The following is a 17,775-nucleotide window of genomic DNA, read 5'->3' on the forward strand; positions in this document are numbered from 1 at the left end:
TCTTTAATTATGGTCGGGGCAGTGTGTGCAGCCAGTGACGCATGAGCTTAGTTGTTGTTTTAAAGGTGCTGGCCGTGGCGGGCCATGATGTGCCGCACCACGCTGTAGTCCTGCAGTGAATCGCTGGACAGATCTTTCCCATACCCCGAGCGCTTCAAGCCGCCGTGGGGCATTTCACTGACCAGCATGAAATGGCTGTTGATCCAGGTGCAGCCGTATTGCAGGCGCGCGGCGACCTGCATGGCCTTGTCCAGGTTTTGCGTCCACACCGACGAGGCCAGGCCGTATTCGGAGTCGTTGGCCCAGTCCACCGCCTGCTCCAGTTCGTCGAAGCGGGTGACGGTGACGACAGGGCCAAACACTTCGCGCTGGACGATTTCATCAGTCTGTTTGCAACCGGCGAGCAGGGTCGGCTGGTAATAAAAGCCCGCGCCGGAATGCACGGCGGCGCCGGTGATGCGTTCGATGTGCGGCTGGCCAAGAGCGCGTTCGACAAAACTGGCCACACGGTCGCGCTGGCGCGTGCTGATCAGCGGGCCGAGTTCGTTATCGGCATCGCGCTTGCCGGCAAAGCGCAGGCTGCTGACGGCGGCGCCCAGTTCGGCGACCAGCTTGTCGTGGATTCCGGCCTGGGCATAAATGCGGCAGGCGGCGGTGCAATCCTGGCCGGCGTTGTAGTAGCCGTAAGCGCGCACGCCTTCGACTACGGCTTGCAGGTCAGCGTCGTTGCACACGATCACCGGCGCCTTGCCGCCCAGTTCCAGGTGCGTGCGTTTAAGGGTTTTGGACGCGGCCTGGAGGATTTTTTGCCCGGTGACGATATCGCCGGTCAGCGAAACCATGCGCACTTTGGCGTGACTGACCAGATGCGCGCCGACACCTTCGCCGCCGCCACACAGAATGTTGATCACGCCGCGCGGCAGCAGCGCGTTAAGCGCAGGGGCGAGGGCGAGAATCGACAGCGGCGTATGTTCCGAAGGCTTGAACACCAGCGTGTTGCCGGCCGCCAGCGCGGGAGCGATCTTCCACGCGGCCATCATCAACGGGTAATTCCACGGCGCGATGGACGCCACCACGCCAATCGGGTCGCGCCGCACCATGCTGGTGTAGCCCGGCAGGTATTCGCCGCTCAGTTGCCCGGTCTGGCAGCGCACGGCCCCGGCGAAAAAGCGGAACACGTCCACGGTGGCGCCCAGGTCGTCCTGGCGCGCCAGGTGCAACGGCTTGCCGCAGTTCAGGGATTCCAGGCGGGCAAGGTAGTCGGCTTGTTTTTCGATGGCGTCGGCGATGCCCAGCAGAATGTTCGAGCGTTGCTGCGGCGTGGTGCGCGACCAACCGGCAAACGCGCGGTGGGCCGCAAGAATGGCGGCTTCAACCTGCTCGGTACTGGCTTCGGCGATCTGGGTGAGCACTTCGCCGGTGGCCGGGTTGATGATCGGCTCGGCAAAACCCTGGCCCTGGACCAGTTCGCCGTCGATCAGCAACGCAGTGAGCAGCGGGGTGGGCGCGCCGGACATTTTTCGCGATCTCTTTTCTTGTAGGGCCATGGGCGTTCTCTTGCGAGCGCCTGACCCTTCTCTTATGGATGAACTGAGAGTAGAGGTCAGGCGCGAGGTCAACAAATACTAAATACTGAAAGCAGCATTCGATTAAATAGATGGCTTGCGTGGGTGCGGTTGTTCGCGGGCCACGGTCAGGAACGGGTCCACCAGGGGCGGGCGTGCGGTGCCGCGGCGCCAGGCCAGGCCTACGTCGAGGGTCTGGCTGAGGTCAGCAATCGGCCGCGCTTCGATGATGTCGCCTTCCAGGGACCATGGCCGGTAAGTCATGTCGGGCTGGATCGACACGCCAAGGCCTGCGGCCACGAGGCTTCGCACGGCTTCCGTCGACGCTGTACGCAACGTAACCCGGGGTTGTAATCCCGCGCCGGTCCACATGCGCTGGGCGTTGTGGCCCATTTCGTCCACATTCAGTTGAATCAGCGGCTCGCGGGAGACGTCCGCGAGGTTGATGCTGTCGTGTTCCAGCAACGGGTGCTGCGCCGGCAGCCACAGGCGGTGGGGCGAGTGGGTGAGCACTTCGGTCTGCAGGGCGTGGCGGTCTTCCAGGTTGGACAGAATCAAAACCCCTACATCGATTTCGCCGCTGACCAGCAAATGCTCGATGTAAGGGCGCTCGTCTTCCATCACCCGGATTTCCACATTGGGGTAGGCGCGCTGGAAACGGGTGAGCAAATCGGCGAGGTAATAGCCGGCGACCAGACTGGTTACGCCGATGATCAACTGCCCGGCCACCTGATCGGTGCTCTGTTGCAGGCTGCGCTTGGCGTTGTCGACGGTGGCGAGAATCAGATGGGCCTGGCGCAGGAACTGGTGGCCCTGATGGGTCAGGGTCATGCCCTTGGCATGGCGGTTGAACAGATTGACGCCGATTTCCTGTTCCAGTTGCTGGATCGCCAGGGTCAGGGTCGACTGGGAAATAAACGCCGTTTGCGCAGCGGCGGAGATCGAGCCGGTCTCGGCCACGGCAATAAAGTGTCGGATTTGACGCAAGGTCATCATGCTGGAATTACCAGTGGGGTGTTTTTATAGATTTTCCCGAGTGTATATCGATTTAAGCGAAGGGTAGCGGCGTTACATCTGGAAGCACTCTATATCGCGGCTTTTTGGCACTTGGTTTTACGCTGGGTGCCTATTGCTCCTATGAACCCAAGTGCCTGGAGGCTGCGAATGAATACCCGTGGATTGCTCGATCAGTTGCTCAAATCCGGTCAGGACATGCTGCAAAAGAAAGCCGGCGGCCAACACAAACAGGGCGATAAGAGCGCCCTCGGCGGTTTGCTTGGCGGCAGCGGGCTTGGCAGTTTGCTCGGCGGCGCCGGTGGTGGGGCCCTCGCGGCCGGTGCCATGGGCCTGCTGCTGGGCAATAAAAAAGCGCGCAAATTCGGCGGCAAGGCCCTGACTTACGGCGGGCTGGCCGCATTGGGCGTGATTGCCTACAAGGCCTACGGCAACTGGCAAGCGCAACAGGCCAGCGCACCTCAGGGCGAGCCGCAAACCATCGACCGTCTGCCACCGGCCCAGGTCGAGCAGCACAGTCAGGGCATTCTCAAGGCGCTGGTGGCGGCGGCGAAAGCCGACGGGCATGTGGACGAGCGTGAACGCGCGCTGATCGAAGGCGAGTTCACCAAGCTGGATAATGACCGTGAGCTGCAAAACTGGCTGCACGCCGAACTCAACAAGCCACTCGACCCGGCTGATGTGGCCCGCGCCGCCGCTACCCCGGAGATGGCGGCCGAGATGTACATCGCCAGCGTGATGCTGGTGGACGAAGAAAACTTTATGGAAAAGGCGTATCTGGACGAGTTGGCGCGCCAGCTCAAGCTTGAGCCCGGCCTGAAGGCCGAGTTGGAGAAACAGGTGCGGCTGAGCCAATAACTACCGGCCCTGAGCCGATTAATAATGTGGGAGCCGCTTGTGTGGGAGCTGGCTTGCCTGCGATGCAAGCGCCTCGGTGTGTCAGTCACACCGCAGTGATGCTATCGCAGGCAAGCCAGCTCCCACACAAGCCAGCTTTCACACAAGCGTCACATTGCAATGTTTTTGCATTCCGTGAGCGCTACATCAAAACCCGTTGATAAATGAGGGCTTCTGCTCAGCTATACTCGTCGGCATTTGATCGGCCCTTCGAGGAAATACTGTGAAGAACTGGACCTTGCGCCAACGGATTTTGGCTAGCTTTGCGGTCATTATCGCCATCATGCTGTTAATGGTTGTGGTCTCTTATTCGCGGTTGCTGAAAATTGAGGTCAGCGAACAATCGGTCCGTGATGACGCGGTGCCGGGGGTTTACCTCAGTTCGATGATTCGCAGTTCCTGGGTCGACAGTTACCTGCAAACCCTGGAGTTGCTTGGCCTGCGCGACGACAAGGGCTTGACTGACGCCGACAAGGCCGACTTCAAGACCTTTGAAGGGCGCATCCAGACGCAGATGGCCAACTATCAGAAAACCATCAATGGCCGCGACGACCAGGCAGAGTTCGATAAATTCGAAGCCCTGCACCAGGCCTATAACAAGAGCCTGGCGACCGTGCTCGACAGCCTGCAGCGCAATGACCTGGCTGGTGCACGTAAAGAGTTCACCACCAGCCTGACGCCCGCCTGGACGGCAGGGCGCATGAAACTCAATGACATCATCACTGAAAACAAAAACGTCGCTGACCGTGCGACGGACGCGATTGACGCCTCGGTCGCCGCCGCCAAACTCAGCATGTTCGTGTCGTTGCTGGTCGCCATCCTCGCCGCCGGTCTCTGCGGCCTGCTGCTGATGCGCGCAATCATGGCGCCGATGCAGCGGATCGTCTCGATCCTCGGCACCATGCGCGACGGCGACCTGAGCAAACGCCTGAACCTGGAACGCAAAGACGAATTCAACGCGGTGGAAACCGGCTTCAACGACATGATGACCGAGCTGACTGCTCTGGTGTCCCAGGCCCAGCGCTCTTCGGTGCAGGTGACCACCTCCGTCACCGAGATTGCCGCCACCTCCAAGCAGCAACAGGCCACCGCGACCGAGACGGCGGCGACTACCACCGAAATCGGCGCAACATCGCGCGAGATCGCTGCAACTTCCAAGGATTTGGTCCGCACCATGACCGAAGTGTCCACCGCCGCCGATCAGGCCTCGGTCGCCGCCGGTTCCGGTCAGCAAGGCCTGGCGCGCATGGAAGAAACCATGCACTCAGTGATGGGCGCCGCGGATCTGGTCAACGCCAAGCTGGCGATCCTCAATGAGAAGGCCGGCAACATCAACCAGGTGGTGGTGACCATCGTCAAGGTCGCCGACCAGACAAACCTGCTGTCGCTTAACGCTGCCATCGAGGCTGAAAAGGCCGGTGAATATGGTCGCGGCTTTGCCGTGGTGGCCACTGAAGTGCGCCGCCTGGCTGACCAGACTGCCGTGGCGACCTACGACATCGAGCAAATGGTGCGTGAGATCCAGTCCGCCGTGTCGGCGGGGGTGATGGGCATGGACAAGTTCTCCGAAGAAGTGCGCCGCGGCATGTTCGAGGTGCAGCAAGTGGGCGAGCAGCTGTCGCAGATCATCCATCAGGTACAGGCGCTGGCGCCGCGGGTGTTGATGGTTAACGAAGGCATGCAGGCCCAGGCCACCGGTGCCGAGCAGATCAACCACGCGCTGGTGCAACTGGGCGATGCCAGCAGCCAGACCGTGGAATCCCTGCGCCAGGCCAGCTTTGCCATTGATGAACTGAGCCAGGTTGCGGTCGGTCTGCGCAGCGGCGTGTCGCGTTTCAAAGTCTGATGAGCGACCTCGCGGCTAAACGCGGCGGCGCCCCGGCCGCCAAAAAAGCGCTGTTCCTGGTGTTCAACATCGGCAGCGAACGCTATGCCCTCAAGGCCACCGAAGTGGCCGAGGTACTGCCGCGCCTGCCGCTCAAACCCATCGCCCATGCGCCGCTTTGGGTGGCGGGCATCTTCGCCCATCGTGGTGCGCTAGTGCCGGTTATCGACCTCAGCGCGTTGACATTTGGTGTGGCCGCCCAGGCCCGCACCAGCACGCGTCTGGTCTTGGTCAATTATCAGCCGCAACCCTGGGTCGAGGCGCGCTGGCTGGGCTTGATCCTTGAACAGGCCACCGACACCCTGCGCTGCGACCCTGCCGAGTTCCAGCCCTACGGCCTGGACAACCGTCAGGCGCCCTACCTGGGGCCGGTACGTGAAGATGCGTCGGGCCTGATGCAGTGGATCGGCATCGCCGACCTGCTCACGGAAGAGGTCCGTGACTTGCTGTTTTCAGCCGAGCTGAGCCTATGAGCAGCGACCCGCGGTTCTCGGCCTTTCTGAAGGAGCGCATCGGCCTGGACGTGGCCTCGGTGGGTGAGGCGATCATCGACCGCGCCGTACGCCAGCGCAGCCAGGCCATGCATGCGCAAAACCTGGAGGATTACTGGCAGCGCCTGCAAAGTTCCCATGATGAGCAGCAAGCGCTGATCGAGGCGGTAATCGTCCCCGAAACCTGGTTTTTCCGTTACCCCGAATCCTTTGCGACCCTGGCCCGCTTGGCCAAGGCGCGTCTGGTCGAGATCAAGCAGATGCGCGCGCTGCGTATTCTCAGCCTGCCGTGCTCCACCGGTGAAGAGCCCTATTCGATCGCCATGGCCTTGCTTGATGCAGACCTGGCCCCGCACCAGTTCAAGGTGCAGGGCCTGGATGTCAGCCCGCTGTCGGTTGAGCGCGCGCGCCATGGCGTGTATGGCAAAAACTCCTTTCGCGGCGCGGATATCGGCTTTCGCGATCACCACTTCACCGAGCAGGGTGACGGCTATCGCATCGACGACCGGGTGCGTGAGCAAGTGCGCCTGCAAGTCGGCAACCTGCTTGACCCGGCGCTGCTGGCCAATGAGCCGACCTACGATTTCGTGTTCTGCCGCAATCTGCTCATCTACTTCGATCAGCCGACCCAGAAGCAGGTCTTCGATGTGCTGAAAAGCCTGACCCATGTGGACGGCGTGCTGTTTATCGGCCCCGCCGAAGGCAGCCTGCTGGGCCGTCATGGCATGCGTTCGATCGGCGTGCCGCAATCCTTTGCGTTCAGCCGGCATGTGGAGCCGGTCACGGCGCAGCCTGTGTTTGTGCCGATGCCTGCGCCCTTGCCTCAGCGCAGCGCCGCACCGATCCCGGCCAAACCGCGGCCGTTCAGTACGACGGGGGCGCAGGTGGTGCCGATCAAGGCGCCGCAGTCCGACGCAGGCGACTTGCTCAGCCGCATCGCCACCCTGGCCAACGAAGGCAAAAGTGCCGAGGCCCGCGCCGCCTGTGAGCAGTATCTGAGTAACCACCCGCCGGCCGCCCAGGTGTATTACTGGCTGGGGCTGTTGAGCGACGTGGCCGGCAGCGCCCTGGAAGCCCAGGGGTATTATAGAAAAGCCTTGTACCTGGAACCCCAGCACCCGCAGGCCTTGATGCACCTGGCCGCGTTGCTGGAATCCCAGGGCGACAGTGCGGGGGCGCGCCGTTTGCAGGCACGCGCCGCCCGTAGCGAGCGAGCTGACAGTGAGCCCAAACGATGAGTAGCCCCGACGCGCTCGACACCGCAGGCCTGAACCTGACCCTGGCCGACACCCAGGCCATCGACGATTGCTGGAACCGCATCGGCATTCATGGCGACAAGTCCTGCCCGCTGTTGGCGGAGCATATCCATTGCCGCAATTGCTCGGTGTATTCCGCCGCCGCCACGCGCTTGCTCGACCGCTATGCCTTGCAACAAGACGACCATCGCCCGCAGGCGGCGGCCGAAGTCGACTCGAATGTGGTCACCCGTTCGTTGCTGATCTTCCGCCTGGGCGAAGAATGGCTGGGCATCGCCACCCGTTGCCTGGTGGAAGTGGCGCCGCTGCAACCGATCCACTCGCTGCCGCACCAGCGTTCGCGGGCGCTGCTTGGCGTGGCCAACGTGCGGGGTGCGCTGGTGGCGTGCCTGTCGCTGGTGGAGCTGCTCGGGCTGGACAGCTCCGGCAGCGGCGCGACGGGTGGGCGCATCATGCCGCGCATGTTGATCATCGCTGCGCAAGACGGCCCGGTGGTGGTGCCGGTGGATGAAGTGGATGGCATTCATGCCATCGACGAGCGCATCCTGAATGCGGCGTCGGCCTCGGGTACCCAGGCCAGCGCGCGCTACACCCAGGGCGTGTTGCAGTGGAAAGGCCGAAGCCTGCGTTGGCTGGATGAGGCGCAATTGTTGTCTGCCGTGACCCGGAGCCTCACATGACCCCCGACCAGATGCGCGATGCCTCGCTGCTGGAACTGTTCAGCCTGGAAGCCGACGCGCAGACCCAGGTGCTGAGCGCCGGTTTGCTGGCTCTGGAGCGCAATCCGACCCAGGCCGACCAGCTCGAAGCCTGCATGCGCGCAGCGCACTCGCTCAAGGGCGCGGCGCGAATCGTCGGCGTGGACGCGGGTGTCAGCGTGTCCCATGTGATGGAAGATTGCCTGGTCAGCGCCCAGGAAGGCCGTCTGTACCTGCAACCCGAACATATTGATGCGCTGCTGCAAGGCACTGATCTGCTGATGCGCATCGCCACACCCGGCAATGACGTGGGCCCGGCGGATATCGAGGGCTACGTGGCGCTGATGGAGCGTCTGCTGGACCCCGCCCAAGCGCCGGTAAAAAAAGTGCTGCCGCCGCCCGAGCCTGCCTCGGCGCCTGTGCTTGAAGCGTTGCCGCCGGAGCCCGAACCCGCGCCGCAAGTCGCTGCGTCGGCCCCGCGCCAGACCAAACCCATGACTGAAGGCGGCGAGCGCGTGTTGCGCGTCACCGCCGAGCGCTTGAACAGCCTGCTCGATTTGTCGAGCAAATCGCTGGTGGAAACCCAGCGGCTCAAGCCCTACCTGGCCAGCATGCAACGCCTCAAACGCATCCAAAGCAACAGCGTACGGGCCCTGGACGCGCTGGACAGCCAGCTTAAGGCGCTGGAATTGAGCCTTGAAGCCCAGGAAGCGTTGGCCGACACTCGCCGGCTGTTGAGCGAAGCCCAGGCGTTGCTGGCGGAAAAAACCGCCGAGCTGGACGAATTCGGCTGGCAGGCCGGGCAGCGCGCCCAAGTGCTTTACGACACCGCATTGGCCTGCCGCATGCGCCCGTTTGCCGATGTGCTGGCGGGGCAGGTGCGTATGGTGCGTGACCTGGGCCGCAGCCTGGGCAAGCAAGTGCGCCTGGAAATCGAGGGCGAAAAGACCCAGGTCGACCGTGACGTACTGGAAAAACTCGAAGCGCCGCTGACCCACTTGCTGCGTAATGCTGTCGACCACGGCATCGAAATGCCCGAACAGCGCATTTTGGCCGGCAAACCCGCCGAGGGCGTGATTCGCTTGCGCGCTTCCCATCAAGCCGGTTTGCTGGTGCTGGAGTTGAGTGACGACGGCAATGGCGTCGACCTTGAACGCCTGCGCGGCACCATCGTCGACCGGCACCTGTCACCGCTGGAAACGGCGCTGCGCCTGAGCGAAGAGGAACTGCTGACGTTTCTGTTCCTGCCGGGCTTCAGCCTGCGTGACAAGGTCACCGAAGTGTCCGGGCGTGGTGTTGGCCTGGATGCGGTGCAACATATGGTGCGCCAACTGCGCGGCGCGGTAGTGCTGGAGCAGACGGCGGGGCAGGGCAGTCGCTTTCACCTGGAGGTGCCATTGACCCTGTCGGTGGTGCGCAGCCTGGTGGTGGAGGTGGGCGAAGAAGCTTACGCATTCCCGCTGGCGCATATCGAGCGCATGTGCGATTTGGCGCCGGATGACATTGTGCAGCTGGAGGGCCGTCAGCATTTCTGGCACGAGGGCCGGCATGTCGGCCTGGTCGCTGCCAGCCAGTTGCTGCAGCGCCCGCCGGGGCAGGGTAACGAAGAAACGCTGAAAGTCGTGGTGATCCGCGAGCGTGAGGCGGTGTATGGCATTGCCGTGGAGCGCTTTATCGGCGAGCGCACGCTGGTGGTGCTGCCGCTGGATGCGCGACTGGGCAAGGTTCAGGATATCTCTGCCGGGGCGTTGCTGGATGACGGCTCGGTGGTGTTGATTGTTGATGTTGAAGACATGCTGCGTTCGGTGGACAAGTTGCTCAACACCGGCCGCCTGGAGCGCATCGCCCGGCGCAGCCAGCAAACCACCGAGGCGCCGCGCAAACGCGTGCTGGTGGTGGACGACTCGCTCACGGTGCGTGAATTGCAACGCAAGTTGTTACTAAATCGCGGTTATGAAGTGGCTGTCGCAGTCGATGGCATGGACGGCTGGAACGCGTTGCGCTCCGAAGACTTCGACCTGCTCATCACTGACATTGATATGCCTCGTATGGACGGTATCGAATTGGTCACACTCTTGCGTCGTGATAGTCGCCTGCAATCGTTGCCGGTGATGGTGGTGTCGTACAAGGATCGCGAAGAAGACCGGCGCCGTGGGCTCGACGCTGGCGCCGACTATTATTTGGCTAAAGCCAGTTTCCACGATGACGCCCTGCTGGACGCCGTGGTTGAACTGATTGGAGGCGCCCGGGCATGAGGATTGCGATCGTCAATGACATGCCCCTGGCCGTGGAGGCGCTGCGCCGTGCCCTGAGTTTCGAGCCCGCGCATGAAGTGGCGTGGGTCGCGACCAATGGCCTGGAAGCCGTGCAACGCTGCGCCGAGCTGACCCCGGATCTGATTCTGATGGACCTGATCATGCCGGTGATGGACGGCGTGGAGGCCACGCGGCAGATCATGGCCGAGACGCCGTGCCCGATTGTTATTGTCACCGTGGACCGCCAGGCTAACGTCAGCCGTGTGTTCGAAGCCATGGGCCACGGCGCCCTGGATGTGGTGGACACGCCGGCACTCGGCGTGGGCAATCCCAAGGACGCGGCGGCGCCCTTGCTGCGCAAAATTCTGAATATCGGCTGGCTGGTTGGCCAGCGTGGCAGCCGTGTGCGCACCGACACCACGCCCCAGCGCAGCACGGGTACACGCCAGAGGCTGGTGGCGATTGGTTCGTCGGCGGGCGGGCCGGCTGCCCTGGAAACCCTGCTCAAGGGTTTGCCACGGGACTTTTCTGCCGCCATCGTACTGGTGCAGCATGTGGACCAGGTGTTTGCCGCGGGCATGGCCGAGTGGTTGAGCAGCGCCTCCGGCCTGCCGGTGCGCCTGGCCCGTGAGGGCGAGCCGCCACAAAGTGGTGTGGTGCTGCTGGCCGGCACCAATCACCATATTCGCTTGTTGAAAAATGGCACGCTAGCCTATACAGCAGAGCCAGTGAACGAGATTTACCGGCCGTCCATCGACGTGTTTTTCGAGAGCGTCGCCAGTTACTGGAATGGAGATGCCGTCGGCGTATTGCTGACGGGTATGGGGCGCGATGGGGCCCAAGGGCTCAAGTTGCTGCGTGAACAAGGATATTTGACCATCGCCCAGGATCAGCAGAGCTCGGCGGTGTATGGCATGCCCAAAGCGGCGGCGGCAATTGATGCTGCTGTCGAAATTCGCCCACTGGACAGAATTGCGCCCCGATTGCTGGAGGTTTTTGCAAAATGATCAAGACCTCCCGTTGTGCTGGTTTGCAGGACAGTAATTCAGGTGACTGCACATGAATGATTTACAGATCGACGACATCAAGACCGACGAAAATGCCGCCATGGTGTTGCTGGTCGACGACCAGGCCATGATCGGTGAAGCCGTGCGGCGTGGGTTGGCCCATGAGGAAAACATCGATTTCCACTTTTGCGCCGATCCGCACCAGGCGATCGCCCAGGCGATCCGCATCAAGCCGACGGTGATCCTGCAAGACCTGGTCATGCCGGGCCTCGATGGTCTGACCCTGGTGCGCGAATACCGCAACCACCCGGCCACGGCGAATATCCCGATCATTGTGCTGTCGACCAAGGAAGACCCGCTGATCAAGAGCGCAGCGTTTTCGGCGGGGGCCAACGATTACCTGGTCAAACTGCCGGATAACATCGAGCTGGTGGCGCGTATTCGCTATCACTCGCGCTCCTACATGACCCTGATCCAGCGGGACGCGGCGTATCGCGCGCTGCGCGTCAGCCAGCAGCAGTTGCTGGACACCAACCTGGTGCTGCAGCGGTTGATGAACTCCGATGGGCTGACCGGGCTGTCCAACCGCCGCCATTTTGACGAATACCTGGAGCTGGAATGGCGCCGTGCCATGCGTGACCAGACCCAGCTGTCGCTGTTGATGATTGATGTGGATTTCTTCAAGACCTACAACGACAGTTTCGGCCATGTCGAAGGTGACGAGGCGCTGCGCAAGGTTGCGGCTACCATCCGCGACGCCAGCAGCCGCCCCTCGGATTTGCCCGCGCGTTACGGCGGTGAAGAGTTTGCGCTGGTGCTGCCGAACACCTCCCCGGGCGGTGCACGCCTGGTCGCGGAAAAGCTGCGCATGGCGGTGGCCGCGCTGAAAATCCCGCATATTGCGCCTGCCGAAGGTGCAAGCCTGACCATCAGCATTGGTCTGTCGACCATGACGCCGGTGCAAGGCACGGATTGCCGACAGTTGATTATGGCGGCGGACAAGGGCTTGTATACGGCCAAGCACAATGGGCGTAATCAGGTGGGGATTGAGTAATCTGAGTCTGGCGCGAATTAAAATGTGGGAGCGGGCTTGCTCGCGAAGGCGGTGTGTCAGATAAAGGTGAATTGACTGACCCACCGCCTTCGCGAGCAAGCCCGCTCCCACATTGGACCCTCATCGGTCATTAGATCCTGTACAAAACCCGCCTTTTCGCCAAGCGGGCTGCCGCTCCACCCGGTTTGTCGTTATACTCGTCGGCTTTCAAAAGTTCGCCAACGAGTGCTGCCCGCCATGGAAATCAACCCGATCCTTAACACCATCAAGGACCTGTCCGAGCGCTCCGAAACTATTCGGGGGTATCTTTGACTACGATCAAAAGCATGAGCGTCTGACCGAAGTCAATCGCGAGCTTGAAGATCCGGCTGTCTGGAACAAACCTGAATACGCCCAGGAACTGGGCCGCGAGCGCGCTGCGCTGGCGCAGATCGTCGACACCCTCGACGAACTGAACACCGGTCTGGGCGATTGCCGCGACCTGCTGGACATGGCCGTCGAAGAGAATGACGAAGGCGCAGTGGGCGATGTCGTCGCCGAGTTGGCCCGTCTCGAGGAAAACCTCGCCAAACTCGAATTCCGTCGCATGTTCAGCCACGAAATGGACCCGAACAACGCCTACCTGGACATCCAGGCCGGTTCCGGCGGTACCGAGGCTCAGGACTGGGCCAACATTTTGCTGCGCATGTACCTGCGCTGGGCCGACAAACGCGGTTTCGACGCGACCATCATGGAACTGTCGGCCGGTGAAGTCGCCGGTATCAAAGGCGCAACCGTGCACATCAAGGGTGAATATGCCTTTGGCTGGCTGCGTACCGAAATCGGTGTACACCGTCTGGTGCGCAAGAGCCCGTTCGACTCCGGCAACCGTCGCCACACCTCGTTTTCTGCTGTATTCGTCTCGCCAGAGATCGACGACAAGGTGGAAATCGAGATCAACCCGGCCGACCTGCGTATCGATACCTACCGCTCCTCCGGTGCCGGTGGTCAGCACGTAAACACCACCGACTCGGCCGTACGTATTACTCACGTACCGACCAACACCGTGGTCAGTTGCCAGAACGAACGTTCCCAGCACGCCAACAAAGACACCGCCATGAAAATGCTGCGGGCCAGGTTGTACGAGCAGGAAATGCAGAAGCGCAACGCCGCTTCCCAGGCACTGGAAGACACCAAGTCGGACATCGGCTGGGGTCACCAGATCCGTTCTTATGTGCTGGATGCGTCGCGGATCAAGGATCTGCGCACTAACATCGAGCGCAGCGACTGCGACAAGGTGCTCGACGGCGACATCGACGAATACCTGGAAGCCAGCCTGAAATCCGGCCTGTAACACCCTAATTCTGTGATGGAAAATTTAAAGACATGAGCGACCAACAACTCGACCCGCAAGCCCTGCAACAGGAAGAAAACTCCCTGATCGCCCTGCGCAAGGAAAAGCTTGCTGCCGAGCGCGCCAAGGGCAACGCCTTCCCCAACGACTTCCGCCGCGAAAACTACTGCGATGCCTTGCAGAAACAGTACGCGGACAAGACCAAGGAAGAGCTGGCAGAGGCTGCGATCCCGGTCAAGGTGGCAGGTCGCATCATGCTCAACCGTGGCTCGTTCATGGTGATCCAGGACATGACTGGCCGCATCCAGGTCTACGTCAACCGCAAAACCTTGTCTGAAGAAACCCTGGCCTCGGTGAAAACCTGGGACATGGGCGACATCATCGCAGCTGAAGGCACCCTGGCCCGTTCCGGCAAGGGCGACCTGTACGTTGAAATGACAAACGTGCGCCTGCTGACCAAATCCCTGCGCCCGCTGCCGGACAAGCACCACGGCCTGACCGACACCGAGCAGCGCTACCGCCAGCGCTACGTTGACCTGATCGTCAACGAAGACGTGCGCCAGACCTTCCGCGTGCGTTCGCAAGTCATTGCGCACATCCGCAGCTTCCTGATGGCGCGTGACTTCCTCGAAGTCGAAACCCCGATGCTGCAAACCATCCCCGGTGGTGCCGCAGCCAAGCCGTTCGAAACGCACCACAACGCGCTGGACCTGGAAATGTTCCTGCGTATCGCGCCGGAGCTGTACCTCAAGCGCCTTGTTGTGGGTGGGTTTGAGAAAGTGTTCGAGATCAACCGCAACTTCCGTAACGAAGGCGTCTCGACCCGTCACAACCCTGAATTCACCATGTTGGAGTTCTACCAGGCTTACGCCGACTACGAAGACAACATGGACCTGACCGAAGAACTGTTCCGCGAGCTGGCGCAGTTGGTACTGGGCAGCACCGACGTGCCGTACGGCGACAAGCTGTTCCACTTCGGCGAGCCGTTTGTGCGCCTGTCGGTGTTCGATTCGATCCTCAAGTACAACCCTGAGTTGAATGCTGACGACCTGAACGACATCGACAAGGCCCGCGCCATCGCCAAGAAAGCCGGCGCCAAGGTGCTGGGCTTTGAAGGCCTGGGCAAACTGCAGGTGATGATTTTCGAAGAGCTGGTGGAGCACAAGCTGGAACAGCCGCACTTCATTACCCAGTACCCGTTTGAAGTGTCGCCGCTGGCCCGTCGCAACGATGACAACCCGAACGTCACCGACCGCTTCGAGCTGTTCATCGGCGGCCGTGAAATCGCCAACGCCTACTCCGAGTTGAACGACGCGGAAGACCAGGCCGAGCGCTTCATGGCCCAGGTGGCCGACAAGGACGCCGGCGATGACGAAGCCATGCACTACGACGCTGACTTCGTCCGCGCGCTGGAATACGGCATGCCGCCAACGGCCGGTGAAGGTATCGGCATCGACCGGTTGGTGATGTTGTTGACTAACTCGCCGTCGATTCGGGACGTGATCCTGTTCCCGCACATGCGGCCACAAGCGTAACCGTAGCGAAATCCGAAGCCGCCTTTTATAAGGCGGCTTTTTTGTGTGGCGTATTCAGCCGTCAACAGAACGGCGCCAGGTGCTCGTTCCCACGCTCTGCGCAGGAACGCATCCCGTGACGCTTTGCGTCACCCTTAGAGGAAGAACTGTCGTGAACCGCGTAATGGCTCAAGAAGGCGCCGCCGGCATTGCTGCAGCCGTGGCTGAAAGTGTCCAGTACCAGGGCCGCAAGGCCAGTCGCCGGGGCAGCGAACAGCGCCGGCAAGACATTCTCGATGCGGCCATGCGCATCGTGGTCCGCGAGGGCGTACGTGCCGTGCGCCATCGCGCAGTGGCGGCGGAGGCCGGAGTGCCATTGTCGGCCACCACTTACTATTTCAAGGATATCGATGATTTGCTCACCGATACCTTCGCCCAATACGTCGAACGCAGCGCTGCCTTCATGGGCAAGCTGTGGGTGCGCAACGAAGGCCTGCTGCGCGAGATGGTCGCTTATGGCGACGGTAGCCCGCAGTCGCGTTCGCAATTGGCCGATGACATCGCACGGTTGACCGCCGACTATGTGCAGCGTCAACTGATCAACCGCCGAGAACACCTGATGGCCGAACAGGCTTTTCGCCAGGAGGCGTTGCTGAACCCGCGCCTGGCCGAGCTGGTGCGTTCCCACCAACAGATTCTGCTGCAAGGCACCGGGCAGTTTTTCCAGATGTTGGGTTCGCGCGAGCCACAACAGGATGCCAAAGTGTTGACGGCGATTATCGGTCGGATGGAATATCAGGGCCTGCTTGGCGGCCCAGAGCCTCTGACCGGTGAAGAGATGCTTGAGATCCTCAAGCGTTACATGCATTTGGTGTTGGCCTCGGTCTAGCCATCGATTGAATCTGCTTTATGTGGGAGCAGGCCAGCCAGCTCCCACAGCTGATGGGGTATTGGATGAAAGCCTGGCGTGTGTTTGTAATCACCTTGTCATTCCTGTTGCTCAGCGGTTGCCTGGTGACGTTTAAAGACCCACTGCCCGCCAGCCAAGCTGCGCCCGACGCCTTGATCGGCCACTGGTCGAGCAAGAATGCCTGGGGCGAGCCGCTCAACCTGCAGATCAGCCGCGCGGGTGAGCACCGTTATAAAGCCGTGAGCTACCCTAAAGCCAAGCCGGGTCAGCGCGATGAATACCTGTTTACCGTGTCGCGCCATGGCAACCGTTGGTATTTGTCGGCACCGTTGCCGGCCAAGCTCGGTGGGCATTTCATCCTTGCCGGTTTTGAGTTCGACGAAAAACACGAATTGGTGGTCTACAACCTCGACCTTGAGCAAATCCATCAAGCGATAGGTCAGAAAGCATTGCACGGCAACACCGTGGAAACTGTCGAAGGCGACGGCGTGCTGGTCGACAGCCCGATGGACCAGGTGTTCGCTTACCTGGATGACCCGGCCAATGCCGATGTGTTTGTTGAAGCTGTGCGCTATAGGCGCGTGAGCCAATAACGTTAAAAGAGGAAGCACCGGGTGGACGATTACCAGCAGACGATACGCACCTTGTCCGATCGCATTGTGCTGGCGCAAACACCGATTCGCGTCCTCGACGCCGTGAAGTGGGACGAAAACATTCGCCAGGGATTCCTCAAGGCCAAAGGCAAGGAAATGCCTGCCGTGAGCCGCGATTACTACCTCAACCGGCCTTTGTCATTCGACTCCAGCGCGGTGAAACTGGAGTTCCAGAACATCGAGCGCGACATCACCCGCCGCCTGGGGCAGTTCAGCCCGGTGGGGCAGATCATGCGCCGCATGTGCCGGGAATACCGCATGGTGGTGCGCATGCTGGAAGCGCGCGGCACCGAGGACTTCGGCCTGATCTCCCAGGAGCTTTACGGCGCCGCCTCCGATGCCTTTCACGCCGGCGACCCGACCCTGGCCGACCTCGGCCTGATGCTCTCCGACTACCTGAATAATATCGATGGCCGTGGCGACTTGAAGGATGAGGCCAAAACCCTCACCGCCAAGGACGCCGTCGCCCTGCTGCAAACCCGGCTGAACAAAGTGTTTGGCGAGGCCGAAGAAACCATCCGTGTGTTCGAGTCCGACGGCATTGTTGCCGACGCGGCGGCGGGTGCCGATTACATCAAGATCCGCGCCGACGCGATGTTCAACGACCGCGACGTACGCGCCCTCGAAGTGCATGAAGGCCTGGTGCATGTGGGCACCACTCTTAACGGCCAGAACCAGCCGATCTGCACCTTTTTGTCCAAGGGCCCGCCGTCGTCTACCGTGACCCAGGAAGGCCTGGCGATTCTGATGGAGATCATCACCTTCGCCTCCTACCCGAGCCGCCTGCGCAAACTGACCAACCGCACCCGCGCCATTCATATGGTGGAGGAGGGCGCCGATTTTCTGCAGGTGTTCGAGTTCTTCCGTGAGCAAGGCTTTGAAATGGCCGAAAGCTATGGCAATGCGAGTCGGGTTTTCCGAGGTTCGACGCCGACGGGTCTGCCGTTTACCAAGGATTTGTCCTACCTCAAGGGCTTTATCATGGTCTACAACTACATCCAACTCGCCGTGCGCAAGGGCAAGCTGGAGCAAGTGCCGCTGCTGTTCTGCGGCAAGACCACGCTGGAAGACATGCGCACCCTGCGCCAATTGGTCGACGAAGGCCTGGTGGTGCCGCCCAAGTACTTGCCGGAGCAGTTCCGCGACATGAACGCGTTGGCGGCGTGGATGTGCTTCTCCAACTTCCTCAATCATTTGAGCCTGGACCGGATCGAAGCGGATTACTCCAATATCCTCTGAAGAA

The 17,775-nt window shown here is 61.3% G+C and carries 15 protein-coding genes; 13 read left to right on the forward strand and 2 right to left on the reverse strand.

All coding sequences use genetic code 11. The annotated features are described in order from the left end of the window. Positions 1–59: 59 nt before the first annotated feature. Positions 60–1,517 carry a gamma-aminobutyraldehyde dehydrogenase gene (locus BFW87_RS17735; RefSeq protein ID WP_176159769.1) on the reverse strand — a complete coding sequence of 486 codons (1,458 nt, stop codon included), beginning with the start codon at positions 1,515–1,517 and terminating at the stop codon, positions 60–62. A gap of 132 nt (positions 1,518–1,649) precedes the next feature. After that, positions 1,650–2,561: a LysR family transcriptional regulator gene (locus BFW87_RS17740; protein ID WP_078741048.1), complete on the reverse strand. Its 912-nt coding sequence runs from the start codon at positions 2,559–2,561 to the stop codon at positions 1,650–1,652. Positions 2,562–2,729: 168 nt separating this feature from the next. On the opposite strand from BFW87_RS17740, the gene BFW87_RS17745 reads away from it, so the two are divergent. The 13 genes from BFW87_RS17745 (at position 2,730) to BFW87_RS17805 (ending at position 17,771) form a co-directional block, all read left to right on the forward strand. Next, entirely contained in the window at positions 2,730–3,437 is a 708-nt protein-coding gene (locus BFW87_RS17745) for a tellurite resistance TerB family protein (protein WP_078741049.1), read from the forward strand. A 262-nt stretch (positions 3,438–3,699) separates the two neighbouring features. Beyond that, positions 3,700–5,322, forward strand: coding sequence for a methyl-accepting chemotaxis protein (locus BFW87_RS17750; RefSeq protein WP_078741050.1), 1,623 nt, complete (start codon positions 3,700–3,702; stop codon positions 5,320–5,322). Next, positions 5,322–5,834 carry a chemotaxis protein CheW gene (locus BFW87_RS17755; RefSeq protein WP_078741051.1) on the forward strand — a complete coding sequence of 171 codons (513 nt, stop codon included), beginning with the start codon at positions 5,322–5,324 and terminating at the stop codon, positions 5,832–5,834. Before BFW87_RS17750 ends, BFW87_RS17755 begins: the two co-directional genes overlap by 1 nt. Further along, a complete protein-coding gene (locus BFW87_RS17760) occupies positions 5,831–7,090 on the forward strand; it encodes a CheR family methyltransferase (protein ID WP_078741052.1) in 1,260 nt (419 codons plus the stop codon). Before BFW87_RS17755 ends, BFW87_RS17760 begins: the two co-directional genes overlap by 4 nt. Beyond that, positions 7,087–7,788, forward strand: a complete 702-nt coding sequence (locus BFW87_RS17765) for a chemotaxis protein CheW (RefSeq protein ID WP_078741053.1) — start codon at positions 7,087–7,089, stop codon at positions 7,786–7,788. The genes BFW87_RS17760 and BFW87_RS17765 overlap by 4 nt, the downstream gene beginning before the upstream one ends. Then, positions 7,785–10,061 (forward strand): hybrid sensor histidine kinase/response regulator, encoded by a 2,277-nt coding sequence (locus BFW87_RS17770; protein WP_078741054.1) that lies wholly within the window; start codon positions 7,785–7,787, stop codon positions 10,059–10,061. The genes BFW87_RS17765 and BFW87_RS17770 overlap by 4 nt, the downstream gene beginning before the upstream one ends. Beyond that, positions 10,058–11,068, forward strand: a complete 1,011-nt coding sequence (locus BFW87_RS17775) for a chemotaxis response regulator protein-glutamate methylesterase (RefSeq protein ID WP_078741055.1) — start codon at positions 10,058–10,060, stop codon at positions 11,066–11,068. Before BFW87_RS17770 ends, BFW87_RS17775 begins: the two co-directional genes overlap by 4 nt. Positions 11,069–11,120: 52 nt before the next feature. After that, on the forward strand, positions 11,121–12,122 hold the full coding sequence (locus BFW87_RS17780) for a response regulator (protein WP_078741056.1): 1,002 nt from the start codon (positions 11,121–11,123) through the stop codon (positions 12,120–12,122). Between the two features lie 237 nt (positions 12,123–12,359). Then, positions 12,360–13,455 (forward strand): peptide chain release factor 2 gene (gene prfB, locus BFW87_RS17785; RefSeq protein ID WP_139372452.1). Its coding sequence is split into 2 segments (ribosomal slippage): positions 12,360–12,431 and positions 12,433–13,455, totalling 1,095 coding nucleotides; the frame shifts between segments, so codons are not numbered across the junction. Between the two features lie 32 nt (positions 13,456–13,487). Then, positions 13,488–14,990 carry a lysine--tRNA ligase gene (gene lysS / locus BFW87_RS17790; protein WP_078741057.1) on the forward strand — a complete coding sequence of 501 codons (1,503 nt, stop codon included), beginning with the start codon at positions 13,488–13,490 and terminating at the stop codon, positions 14,988–14,990. 151 nt (positions 14,991–15,141) lie between these two features. Continuing rightward, positions 15,142–15,858, forward strand: coding sequence for a TetR/AcrR family transcriptional regulator (locus tag BFW87_RS17795; protein ID WP_078741058.1), 717 nt, complete (start codon positions 15,142–15,144; stop codon positions 15,856–15,858). A gap of 65 nt (positions 15,859–15,923) precedes the next feature. Next, positions 15,924–16,472: a hypothetical protein gene (locus BFW87_RS17800; RefSeq protein WP_078741177.1), complete on the forward strand. Its 549-nt coding sequence runs from the start codon at positions 15,924–15,926 to the stop codon at positions 16,470–16,472. 21 nt (positions 16,473–16,493) lie between these two features. Continuing rightward, entirely contained in the window at positions 16,494–17,771 is a 1,278-nt protein-coding gene (locus tag BFW87_RS17805; RefSeq protein ID WP_078741059.1) for a flavohemoglobin expression-modulating QEGLA motif protein, read from the forward strand. Positions 17,772–17,775 lie beyond the last annotated feature (4 nt).

Origin of the sequence: Pseudomonas fluorescens (assembly GCF_002022275.1) — a bacterium.
GTDB lineage: Bacteria > Pseudomonadota > Gammaproteobacteria > Pseudomonadales > Pseudomonadaceae > Aquipseudomonas > Aquipseudomonas fluorescens_AJ.

Excerpts from the sequence above, each read along its gene's own strand:
- lysS (WP_078741057.1), top strand. The coding sequence starts at position 13,488 with ATGAGCGACCAACAACTCGACCCGCAAGCCCTGCAACAGGAAGAAAAC.
- BFW87_RS17735 (WP_176159769.1), bottom strand. The coding sequence starts at position 1,517 with ATGTCCGGCGCGCCCACCCCGCTGCTCACTGCGTTGCTGATCGACGGC.
- BFW87_RS17775 (WP_078741055.1), top strand. The coding sequence starts at position 10,058 with ATGAGGATTGCGATCGTCAATGACATGCCCCTGGCCGTGGAGGCGCTG.
- BFW87_RS17755 (WP_078741051.1), top strand. The coding sequence starts at position 5,322 with ATGAGCGACCTCGCGGCTAAACGCGGCGGCGCCCCGGCCGCCAAAAAA.
- BFW87_RS17745 (WP_078741049.1), top strand. The coding sequence starts at position 2,730 with ATGAATACCCGTGGATTGCTCGATCAGTTGCTCAAATCCGGTCAGGAC.
- BFW87_RS17760 (WP_078741052.1), top strand. The coding sequence starts at position 5,831 with ATGAGCAGCGACCCGCGGTTCTCGGCCTTTCTGAAGGAGCGCATCGGC.
- BFW87_RS17770 (WP_078741054.1), top strand. The coding sequence starts at position 7,785 with ATGACCCCCGACCAGATGCGCGATGCCTCGCTGCTGGAACTGTTCAGC.
- BFW87_RS17780 (WP_078741056.1), top strand. The coding sequence starts at position 11,121 with ATGAATGATTTACAGATCGACGACATCAAGACCGACGAAAATGCCGCC.
- BFW87_RS17800 (WP_078741177.1), top strand. The coding sequence starts at position 15,924 with ATGAAAGCCTGGCGTGTGTTTGTAATCACCTTGTCATTCCTGTTGCTC.
- BFW87_RS17765 (WP_078741053.1), top strand. The coding sequence starts at position 7,087 with ATGAGTAGCCCCGACGCGCTCGACACCGCAGGCCTGAACCTGACCCTG.
- BFW87_RS17740 (WP_078741048.1), bottom strand. The coding sequence starts at position 2,561 with ATGATGACCTTGCGTCAAATCCGACACTTTATTGCCGTGGCCGAGACC.